Raw genomic sequence first — 9,719 nt, 5'->3', positions numbered from 1 at the left:
GGCCGGGGGCGCGGCGGGCGGCGCGGCGTTCGCCGCGGTGCCGTCGACTCCGGTGCCGTCGACCGGGAACCTGTTGCTCGCGGGCCGGTCGACCGGAACCCCGTGCACGCCGGTACCGCTGACGCCGGTGCCGTCGGCCGGCGTCCGGTAGGTCCCGGTCCCGGTGCCGTTGACCGGGGGCCTGGTGAAGCCGGTGCCGTCGACCGGGGCGCGGTAAGCGCCGGTGCCGTCGACCGGGGCGCGGTAAGCGCCGGTGCCGTCGACCGGGGCGCGGTAAGCGCCGGTGCCGTCGACCGGGGCGCGGTAAGCGCCGGTGCCATCGGCCGGGGCACGGTAAGCGCCGGTGCCGTTGACCGGGGGCCTGGTGAAGCCGGTGCCGTTGACTCCGGCCCCGTTCACCGGGGCACCGTTGACCGGCCTGCCGTTGACCGGCCTGCCGTTCGCCGGGGTGCCGTTCGCCGGGGTGCCGTTGACGGGCATGCCGTTCGCCGGGGCACCGTGCGCCGCGGCCGGGTACGCACCCGGCTGGTACGGGATCGCCCGGTACGGCACGGCGCGGCTCGGCAGATCCCGGAACGGCGCACGACCACCGGAGGGGGTGGAGCCGGCCGCGGCGGCCGCATCCGTGCGCTCGGCCGGTCGAGCCGGCGCCGGCGCGGGCGCGGGCGGCGTGGCAGCAGCGGCTTCCGAAGCAGCCGCCCCCGCGGCAGCGGCGGCGGCCTCCTGCTGCTCCTTGAGATGCTCCGGCAGCGACAGCGGCAGCACCGTGCGCGGTGGATAGGGCGAGCGCCCGCGCACCACGACGGTGTCCTTGAGCATCCAGCGCAGCTCGCCATCGAGCGTCGGGGCGTCCTGCGCGGGCCCGGTCGCGACGCCGTAGAGCATCCAGCGCGGGCCGTCCACCCCGATGAACACCGACGTCGCGCCGTTCGACTGGGCGTGCAGCTCCCGGCCCCACTCGCCGGTGAACAGCCGGACCCGGGCACCGCCCTCCCGCAGCGACGCCTCGATCTCCTTGGCGAGTTCGTCCCACAGGCCCGACGAGCGCGGCGCGGCGAGCGCGCTGACCGACAGGCGGCCCTGCGGCAGCATGATGTGCACCGCCTGCAGGCGGCCGTTGTTCGTCGGTTCGACGGTGACCGTGCCGTACTCGGGCACCGGCAGCCGGACGGCCCCGAAGTCGAGCCGGCCGGCGGCGTCACGACCCCCGGGGTCGGCATCGTCGCCGTCGTCGAGATCGTCCAGGTCGTCGATGTCGAACGGCCCGAATTCCGGAACGGGACGAATGGCGTCGCGCTGCACGGCGAGCGTGGCGCCCCCGTCGTCTCCGGCGTCGTCGGCGTCGTCGACGTCGTCGGCCTCGGCACGGTAACTGCGGGCCACTACGGCGACTCCCCCGAGTGCTCGGCGAGACGGTCGTGCCCGCCGGTGGACCCGTAACCGCCGGCCCCGCGTTCGGTCTCCGGCAGCTCTGCCACCTCGACGAATCGGGCCCGCTCCACCCGCTGGACGACCAGCTGGGCGATCCGGTCGCCGCGGCGCAGCCGCAGCGCGTGCCGGGGGTCGTGGTTGATCAGGCAGACGCGGATCTCGCCGCGGTACCCGGCGTCGATCGTCCCGGGGGTGTTCACGACCGAGAGCCCGGCGCGGGCGGCCAGCCCGGAGCGCGGGTGCACGAACCCGGCGAACCCGGGCGGCAGCGCGATCGCGACTCCGGTGCCGACGACGGCCCGCTCCCCCGGTTCCAGCGTGACGTCGCTGGTCGTGACGAGGTCGGCGCCCGCGTCGCCGGGGTGCGCGTAGACGGGGACGGGCACGTCCGGATCGAGCCGGGCGAGCAGCACGTCGACGGGGCGATCGACGAACGGCTCGGCAGGCGGCTCGTGCGGGGGAGCATCGACGGGGCCGGGCACGACTCCCAACGCTACCCTCGGTGCTCGTGAACCAGCACCAACCCACCACCCCGGCTGCGACGTCCGGCAGTCCTGAGTTCGATGAGCGGTTGTCCGTCCCGTGGTGGTGGTACCCGCCGGTGATCGGCGTAGGGGTGCTCCTGGGCGCCGAGGTGCACATGGGATATCCGGGACTGCGGTCCTGGATCGGCTATGCGATCGCCATCCCGGTGCTCGTGGCCGCGTTCGTCTGGCTGGGCCGCACCCGGGTGCGCGCCGCCGGCGGCGAACTGCAGGTGGGCAGCGCCCGGGTGCCGCTGCGGTTCGTGGGCCGCGCAGAGGTCGTCCCCAAGAAGGACAAGCAGATCGCGCTCGGCCCGGAACTGGACCCGAGCGCGTACCTGATGCACCGGGCCTGGGTCGGCCCGGTCGTCCGCGTCGAACTGCTCGACCCCGACGACCCCACGCCGTACTGGATCTTCAGCACCCGCGACCCGGAGGGGCTGCTCGCGGCGCTGCGCCGGTAGCCCGCGGGCCGGTGGAAACACAGCGGCGCCCGTGGCGCTCCAGCAGTGTGGAGCGCCACGAGCGCCGTTCGGGGTCAGCTCAGGCCGCGCAGTCGCGGCAGATGAACTGCGCCCCGTGAGTCTCGGCCAGTCGGCTGCGGTGATGCACCAGGAAGCAGCTGGCGCAGGTGAACTCGTCGGCCTGCTTCGGCAGCACCTTGACGGTCAGCTCCTCGCCCGACAGGTCGGCGCCGGGGAGCTCGAAGCTCTCCGCCGTGTCCGACTCGTCGACATCGACCACAGACGACTGCGCCTCGTTGCGACGCGCCTTCAACTCGTCGAGCGAGTCCTCCGCCAGGTCGTCGGCTTCATTGCGCCGCGGAGCGTCGTAGTCGGTCGCCATCGTTCCCACCCTCGCACTCAATGCAGTGTTATCGCACTCGTGTCGTCCGTCGTGCCGCTGGACAACGTCACAGCTCCGGGGTTTGTGCCCGGCATCCGAGTGACGCCGGTCTCAGCGCAGACCTGTTGTCGGGCCTCGACATGGAGTCGGACCCGTGACGTTTCGGACTACCCCCCGGGGCGCAGAGGGTAACCCAGCCCGTCCTGGCTCGCCGCGCGCCCTCGCAAACCCGATTGCAGGCCTGGACCAGGCGTGATCCACCCCTCGGACGGCGCGCGGCGCCGCGCCTCGCGGACCGGCGCACCGACCGACCACTAAAGTGCCGCTCGTGGCTGTGAGCTCCGTCCCCGAACCCGGCACGTCCCATCGCCATCCGGGGGCCGATCCGGCCGCCGTCGGCGCCTGGCTGGCAACCGAACTGGGCGATGACCGATGGCGACAGGCCACGCTCAGCCCCGTCGGGGCGGGCCGTTCCAACCTCACCTACCGGGTCGACAGCCCCGCCGGGGCGGTCGTGCTGCGCCGCCCGCCGGTGGGCGAGGTCGCGGCGACCGCACACGACATGGGCCGGGAGCAGCGGGTGATCTCCGCGCTGGGCCCGACCCCGGTGCCCGTGCCGACGGTGCTGGCGAGCTCCACGGGCGGGCCGCCGGTGGGCGCGCCGTGCTTCGTGATGGAGCTCGTGGACGGGATCGTTCCGTTGGGCGACCTGCCGGACGGCTGGGCCACGACCGAGGCCGAGCGGGCCCGGGTGGGGCAGGCCCTGGTCGACGTGCTGGTGGCGCTGCACGCCGTCGATCCGGCCGCGGTCGGGCTGGCCGACTTCGGCCGTCCCGAGGGCTTCATGGCCCGCCAGGTCCGGCGCTGGGGCAAGCAGTGGGATGCCGCCCGGGCCGACGGCGAGACCGGCACCGACGAGCAGACGGTGCGCGAGCTGACCCGGCTGTCCGACCGGCTGGGCGGCTCGGTCCCGGCCACCCAGCGCAACACCGTGGTGCACGGCGACTACCGCATCGACAACTGCGTGTTCGACCGCGACGACCCCGGCCGCATCCTCGCCGTCCTGGACTGGGAGATGTCGACGCTCGGCGACCCGATGGCCGACCTGGGCCTCATGCTCGTCTACTGGTACCAGGCCGACGAGAAGCCGGTGTGGCGCGCCGCGCAGCACCTGCCCAGCCCGACCCGGCTGGCCGGTTTCCCGCTGCGCGCCGAGGTGGCCGAGGCCTACGGGCGGCAGTCCGGGCTGGATCTGGAGCCGCTGCCCTGGTACGTGGCGTTCGGCGGGTTCAAGCTGGCCGTCGTGCTGGCCGGCATCCTGGCGCGGGTGCGGGCCGGGTCGGTGCCCGCGGAGATGGCGCACGGGATCGAGAACGCCGTCGCCCCGCTGGTGGCCCTCGGCCACCACGTGCTCGACCACGGGGTCGCCTGATGGGCCCGCGTGGGGTGCCCCGGCCCTACCAGCGTCGCCGGAGCCGGCCGATGATCGTCACGGTATCGGTGCTGTTCGTGATCTCCGTGGTGGTCTGGTCGGTGGTACTGGTCAACGCCGCGGGCCGTTCGGGCGCCGCGTCGTGCCCGCCTCCTCCCTCCGGGTCGGTCCCGGGTGAGGTACTGGCGTCCGACGCGCTGAACTCCGTCACGCCGGTGCCGCCGAACGCCGTGCGGGTGCGGGTGCTCAACGCCGGTGGGCAGCGCGGGCAGGCCAACCTGGTCGCCGCCCAGCTCGGCGACCTGGGGTTCGCCGAGGCCGCGACGCCGAGCAACGACCCGCTCTACCCCAACGGGAACCTGAACTGCCGGGGTCAGCTGCGCTTCGGCCAGGGCGGCGAGGGCGCGGCCGCGACCCTGGCCCTGGTCCTGCCGTGCACGGAACTGGTCCGTGACGACCGCGGGGACAACACCGTGGACGTCGCCGTCGGGACCGCGTTCGCCGACGTCAACCCGAGCAAGACGGTCCGCGACGTGCTCGACCAGCTCGCGAACCCGGCCGCGGCCAACACCGACAACGGCCAGGCCGCACCCGCAGCCCCGGCGGTCGATCCGTCGACGCTGGACAACGCGCGCAACACGTCCTGCTGAGGCCCGCGCGTCAGATCCCGGCGGAGCCGAGTTCTCGGGCCAGCGCGGCGAGCCCGGCGGCGATACCGGGCGCCGCGACCAGGGTCACATCCGCGCCCAGCCCGTCGTCGGGGGCGACGGCGCCGGTCGGGCCGGGAACCCGCACCACGGCGCCGGCCTCCCGGGCGATGAGCCCGGCGGCGGCCCAGTCCCACCAGTTGAGCCCGTGCTCGAGGTACCCGTCGAGCCGACCGGCGGCCACCGAGCACACGTCGAGCGCCGACGATCCGGCCCGCCGGATGTCGCGGACCACCGGCAGCATCCCGGCGACCAGCCGGGCCTGCCGGGCCCGGCGCTCGGCGCCGTAGGCGAACCCGGTGCCGACCAGGGACTGGCCCAGGTCATCCGCGTCGGTCACCCGCAGCGGGCGTCCGTCGCAGGTCGCCCCGGCCCCGGCCGCCGCGGTCCAGACCCGCCCGGAGGCCGGTTCGACGACGGCCCCGGCCACCGATTCCCCGTCGCGCACCGCCGCCACCGACACCGCGTACCAGGGCAGGCCGTAGAGGTAGTTGACGGTGCCGTCGATGGGGTCGACCACCCAGCGGGCCTGCGCGGCCGGGTCCTCGACGCCGCCGCGTTCCTCACCGAACACCGGCTCGCCGGGGCGCAGCTCGGCCAGCCGGTCGCGCAGCAGCGCCTCGACGGCGGTGTCCGCGGCGGTGACCACGTCCGTCGGCGAGCTCTTCGTGCGCACCCCACCTGCGGCGTCGCGCGGCGACGGTAGTCCGCGGAGGTAGTCGGCGGCCTCGGTGGCGACCTGCTCGGCGATCCGGCGGAGGGTGGCGGGGTCGTCCCGGTCGGCGTCCATGGGGCCATCCGACCACACGCCCGACCAGCCCGATCGACGCATTCCTGCGTGAGGGCGGGAAAAAGTCAGCCGACCGATGATCGACTGTTCAACTACTTGTCGTGTGCGCATCCGCTGGTCGGCGCTGTGACGCCGCCGGGCGCATCACACCGGCGCGCGATAGACGCGACATGCGAACACGCGGAGCACACGCAGTTACAATGACGCGGTACCCCGCCCCGGAAGGGCCACCGACCAGGACGAAACAAGGTGACCGGCGCGGCGAGGTACCCGACACATCTCGAAGGTAGCCGGATCATTCCGCGTCCCGGTGAACCGCAGAGCGCAAGCAGCGAGAGGGCCTAGGTGGCAGCCGCAGACTCCGCAACCCGCACCGATTCGTCCGTCGACCCGACGACGAGCCCGGCGCCCGCACGCCGTACCCGCAGAGCTGCGGGCACGGCCGCCAAGACCGCGTCCAAGACGGCGCCGCGGTCCCGCGCGGGGGCGAAGTCCCCGGCGAAGAAGGCGGCCACGTCTGCCGCGGGCGCCGACGAGCAGACCGATCTCGACGACGTCGACCTCGAAGGCTCGCCGGAGGTCGGTGACCTCGAGGACGTCGACGTCGACCTCGACGACACCGAACTCGAGGGATCCGACGACGCTGACGACAGCGACGACGAGGACGAAGAGGACGACGACGAGCCGGAGACCAACACCGGCGCGAACCGCCGTGCGCCCACGACCCGGAGCTCGCAGCAGAAGCAGTCCGGCGACTTCGTCTGGGACGAGGAGGAGTCGGAGGCGCTGCGGCAGGCCCGCAAGGACGCCGAGCTCACCGCCTCGGCCGACTCGGTCCGCGCGTACCTCAAGCAGATCGGCAAGGTCGCGCTGCTCAACGCGGAGGAGGAGGTCGAGCTCGCCAAGCGCATCGAGGCCGGCCTCTACGCCGCCGAGCGGCTGCGCCGGGCCATCGACACCGGTGAGAAGGTCTCCCCGCAGCTGCGCCGGGATCTGCGCTGGATCGTCCGCGACGGCGAGCGCGCCAAGAACCACCTGCTGGAGGCCAACCTCCGCCTCGTGGTGTCGCTGGCCAAGCGCTACACCGGCCGCGGCATGGCATTCCTGGACCTGATCCAGGAGGGCAACCTGGGCCTGATCCGTGCGGTCGAGAAGTTCGACTACACCAAGGGCTACAAGTTCTCCACCTACGCGACGTGGTGGATCCGCCAGGCCATCACCCGCGCGATGGCCGACCAGGCCCGCACCATCCGGATCCCGGTGCACATGGTCGAGGTCATCAACAAGCTCGGCCGCATCCAGCGCGAGCTGCTCCAGGACCTGGGCCGCGAGCCCACCCCGGAGGAGCTGGCCAAGGAGATGGACATCACCCCGGAGAAGGTGCTGGAGATCCAGCAGTACGCCCGGGAGCCCATCTCGCTCGACCAGACCATCGGCGACGAGGGCGACTCGCAGCTCGGTGACTTCATCGAGGACTCCGAGGCCGTGGTGGCCGTCGACGCGGTCAGCTTCACCCTGCTGCAGGACCAGCTGCAGTCGGTGCTCGCGACGTTGTCCGAGCGCGAGGCGGGGGTCGTCCGGCTGCGCTTCGGCCTGACCGACGGTCAGCCCCGGACGCTGGACGAGATCGGCCAGGTCTACGGGGTCACCCGGGAGCGGATCCGGCAGATCGAGTCCAAGACCATGTCCAAGCTGCGGCACCCGTCGCGCTCGCAGGTGCTGCGCGACTACCTGGACTGAGACAGACCGAGATCAAGGCCTCTGACCCGGGAGATCCGGGTCAGAGGCCTTTTTCTTGCGGTGCGCGGCTCTCGGTCCGCTGTGCCGACACCACGCGCAGCCGCGGATGCGCCGAGGGACCTTCTGCCTCTCCTGGTGAACCCCAAGGGCCCTCCCTCCCCACAGCTGTCGCAGCGGAGAGTCGACGCGACAGCAGCCGGGGACGGCGGCCGAGCGTGGCGTGATCGCCCGGGCCGGCGCGGTCGGCCGGAGGGAGGATGAGGCGACGGTGAGTATCGCTCGACGCCTGGCCTTGTTGTTCCGGGTCAAGGCGAACAACGCTCTCGATGACGCGGAGGACCCGCGCGAGGTGCTGGACTACTCCTACCAACGCCAGAACGAGATGCTGGCGAAGGTGCGCCGGGGCTTGGCCGATGTAACGACCAGCCGTAAGCGGCTGGAGCTGCAGGCCGCCCAGTTGCAGCAGTCCGCCGAGCGACTGCAGGGCCAGGCGGCCGAGGCGGTGCGGACCGGCCAGGACGAGCTGGCCCGGGAGGCCCTGACCCGGCGGGCTGCGGCGCTGGCCCAGATCCGGGAGCTGCAACCGCAACGGGACGCGTTGAAGGCCGAGGAGGACAAGCTCGCCGTCGCCCAGCAACGCCTGCAGGCGAAGGTGGAGGCGTTCCGGACCCGCAAGGAGACCATCAAGGCCACCTACACCGCCGCCGAGGCGCAGACCCGCATCAGCGAAGCCGTCGCAGGGATCTCCGAGGAGATGGGTGACGTCGGCCTGGCGATGCAGCGTGCCGAGGACAGGACCGAGCAGATGCAGGCCCGCGCTCAAGCACTGAACGAGCTGCTGATCTCCGGCGCGTTGGACGACGCGTCGCTGCCGCTGGGGCGGCGCGACGACATCCAGGCCGCCCTCGACGCCGCCTCGGGACGAGGCATCGACGTCGACCACGAGCTCGCCCGGTTGAAGGCCTCGGCCAGCACCGCACCGGCCGCACTCGAGACGGGCGGTGACGGCAGCGCCGCGGGTGCCCCGGAGGAGCCGGGGAGACAGTCGTGATCATCCGCATCCTCGGCGAGGGCCAGTTCGAGGTGGCCGATTCCGGATCCGGCGAGCTCAACAGCCTGGACGACCGGCTCCTGGCCGCGTTCGAGTCCGGCGACAGCACGGTCTTCGGACCGACGCTGCGCGAGCTGCTGGCCACCGTGCGTCGGCTGGGCACCCCACTCACCGACAGCGAACTCGTCGCCTCCGAGCTCGTCCTGCCCGCCGCCGACAGCGACCTGGCCCAGGTTCGCGCCCTGCTCGGCGACGACGGGCCGATCCCGGGATGAGCCACGTCATGCGCTCGCGATTCCGCCCCGACCGCCAGCTCACCACCCGCATGCTGATCACCACGTTCCTGCTCGGTCTGGTGTACGTCGCGTTCATCGCGGCGCTGATCGCGCTGATCAAGTCGGTGGTGGTCGTGGTGCTCATCGCGGGCGGCCTGTTGCTGGCGCAGTTCTGGTTCTCCGATCGGATCGCCCTCTACGCGATGCAGGCGCGCATCGTCACCGCGGAGCAGGAACCACGCCTGCACGGGATCGTCGACCGGTTGTGCGCGACCGCGGACATGCCCAAGCCCCGGGTCGCGGTCGCCGACACCGGATTGCCCAACGCGTTCGCCACCGGCCGCAGCACCGACCGGGCCGTGCTGTGCGTGACCACCGGGCTGATGCGCAGGCTGGACACCGAGGAGCTGGAGGGCGTGCTCGCGCACGAGCTGTCCCACGTCGCACACCGCGATGTGGTCGTCATGACGGTCGCCTCCTTCCTCGGGGTCATCGCCGGCCTCATCGCTCGTTTCGCGTTCTACTCGACCGTGTTCGGCTCGGGGGACCGTCGTGGCCGCGACGGTCAGGAGGCGTTCCTGCTGATCCTGCTGGTGCTGGCGGTCTCCGCCGCGGTGTACGCGATCAGTTTCCTGCTCATCCGGGCGCTGTCGCGCTACCGGGAGCTGGCTGCTGATCGGGCCGGCGCCATCCTCACCGGCCACCCTTCCGCGCTCGCGTCGGCGCTGACCAAGGTGAGCGGTGACATCGCCGCGATCCCCACCCGCGACCTGCGGACGGCCGAGGCGTTCAACGCGTTCTTCTTCGCGCCCGCGCTGGGCCGCGGGGTGAGCCTGTCCAGCCTGATGTCGACCCACCCCACGCTGCAGCAACGGCTGGACCAGCTGGCCCGTCTGTCCACCGAGTTGGGCGAGGTGAGCTGA

The 9,719-nt window shown here is 72.7% G+C and carries 11 protein-coding genes; 7 read left to right on the top strand and 4 right to left on the bottom strand.

Going from position 1 to position 9,719, the window contains the following annotated elements; genetic code table 11:
* A partial coding sequence (locus HF526_RS18015; protein ID WP_169382630.1) for a DUF3710 domain-containing protein occupies positions 1-1,383 on the bottom strand: 1,383 nt, incomplete at its 3' end.
* The gene (gene dut / locus HF526_RS18010; RefSeq protein ID WP_169382645.1) at positions 1,383-1,844 is read right to left on the bottom strand and encodes a dUTP diphosphatase; all 462 of its coding nucleotides are present in this window, start codon (positions 1,842-1,844) and stop codon (positions 1,383-1,385) included. The genes dut and HF526_RS18015, both read right to left, overlap by 1 nt.
* 95 nt (positions 1,845-1,939) lie before the next feature.
* On the opposite strand from dut, the gene HF526_RS18005 reads away from it, so the two are divergent.
* Entirely contained in the window at positions 1,940-2,419 is a 480-nt protein-coding gene (locus HF526_RS18005; protein ID WP_169382629.1) for a DUF3093 family protein, read from the top strand.
* Between the two features lie 79 nt (positions 2,420-2,498).
* Here HF526_RS18005 and HF526_RS18000 read toward each other — a convergent pair whose 3' ends face one another.
* A complete protein-coding gene (locus HF526_RS18000; protein WP_169382628.1) occupies positions 2,499-2,801 on the bottom strand; it encodes a DUF4193 domain-containing protein in 303 nt (100 codons plus the stop codon).
* 328 nt (positions 2,802-3,129) lie between these two features.
* Between HF526_RS18000 and HF526_RS17995 the strand changes: the two genes are divergently transcribed.
* On the top strand, positions 3,130-4,233 hold the full coding sequence (locus tag HF526_RS17995) for a phosphotransferase (protein WP_169382627.1): 1,104 nt from the start codon (positions 3,130-3,132) through the stop codon (positions 4,231-4,233).
* Positions 4,233-4,883, top strand: coding sequence for an envelope integrity protein Cei (gene cei / locus HF526_RS17990; RefSeq protein ID WP_275404071.1), 651 nt, complete (start codon positions 4,233-4,235; stop codon positions 4,881-4,883). Before HF526_RS17995 ends, cei begins: the two co-directional genes overlap by 1 nt.
* A gap of 10 nt (positions 4,884-4,893) precedes the next feature.
* On the opposite strand, the gene HF526_RS17985 is transcribed toward cei, so the two are convergent.
* Positions 4,894-5,730 carry an inositol monophosphatase family protein gene (locus tag HF526_RS17985; RefSeq protein ID WP_169382625.1) on the bottom strand — a complete coding sequence of 279 codons (837 nt, stop codon included), beginning with the start codon at positions 5,728-5,730 and terminating at the stop codon, positions 4,894-4,896.
* 345 nt (positions 5,731-6,075) lie between these two features.
* Between HF526_RS17985 and HF526_RS17980 the strand changes: the two genes are divergently transcribed.
* The 4 genes from HF526_RS17980 to htpX all read left to right on the top strand — a co-directional run bounded on the left by HF526_RS17980 (position 6,076) and on the right by htpX (position 9,719).
* The gene (locus HF526_RS17980; RefSeq protein ID WP_169382624.1) at positions 6,076-7,470 is read left to right on the top strand and encodes an RNA polymerase sigma factor; all 1,395 of its coding nucleotides are present in this window, start codon (positions 6,076-6,078) and stop codon (positions 7,468-7,470) included.
* A 268-nt stretch (positions 7,471-7,738) separates the two neighbouring features.
* Entirely contained in the window at positions 7,739-8,521 is a 783-nt protein-coding gene (locus HF526_RS17975; RefSeq protein ID WP_169382622.1) for a PspA/IM30 family protein, read from the top strand.
* Complete coding sequence (pspAA, locus tag HF526_RS17970) at positions 8,518-8,796, top strand: PspA-associated protein PspAA (RefSeq protein ID WP_169382621.1); 279 nt, start codon at positions 8,518-8,520, stop codon at positions 8,794-8,796. Before HF526_RS17975 ends, pspAA begins: the two co-directional genes overlap by 4 nt.
* Positions 8,797-8,804: 8 nt before the next feature.
* A complete protein-coding gene (gene htpX / locus HF526_RS17965; RefSeq protein WP_169382620.1) occupies positions 8,805-9,719 on the top strand; it encodes a zinc metalloprotease HtpX in 915 nt (304 codons plus the stop codon).

Source organism: Pseudonocardia acidicola, from assembly GCF_012911935.1.
Classification (GTDB): Bacteria; Actinomycetota; Actinomycetes; order Mycobacteriales; family Pseudonocardiaceae; genus Pseudonocardia; species Pseudonocardia acidicola.
The sequence above is the reverse complement of the archived record's forward strand: the minus strand, read 5'-3'. Positions and strand labels throughout refer to the sequence as shown.

Excerpts from the sequence above, each read along its gene's own strand:
- HF526_RS18000 (WP_169382628.1), bottom strand. The coding sequence starts at position 2,801 with ATGGCGACCGACTACGACGCTCCGCGGCGCAATGAAGCCGACGACCTG.
- cei (WP_275404071.1), top strand. The coding sequence starts at position 4,233 with ATGGGCCCGCGTGGGGTGCCCCGGCCCTACCAGCGTCGCCGGAGCCGG.
- HF526_RS17985 (WP_169382625.1), bottom strand. The coding sequence starts at position 5,730 with ATGGACGCCGACCGGGACGACCCCGCCACCCTCCGCCGGATCGCCGAG.
- htpX (WP_169382620.1), top strand. The coding sequence starts at position 8,805 with ATGCGCTCGCGATTCCGCCCCGACCGCCAGCTCACCACCCGCATGCTG.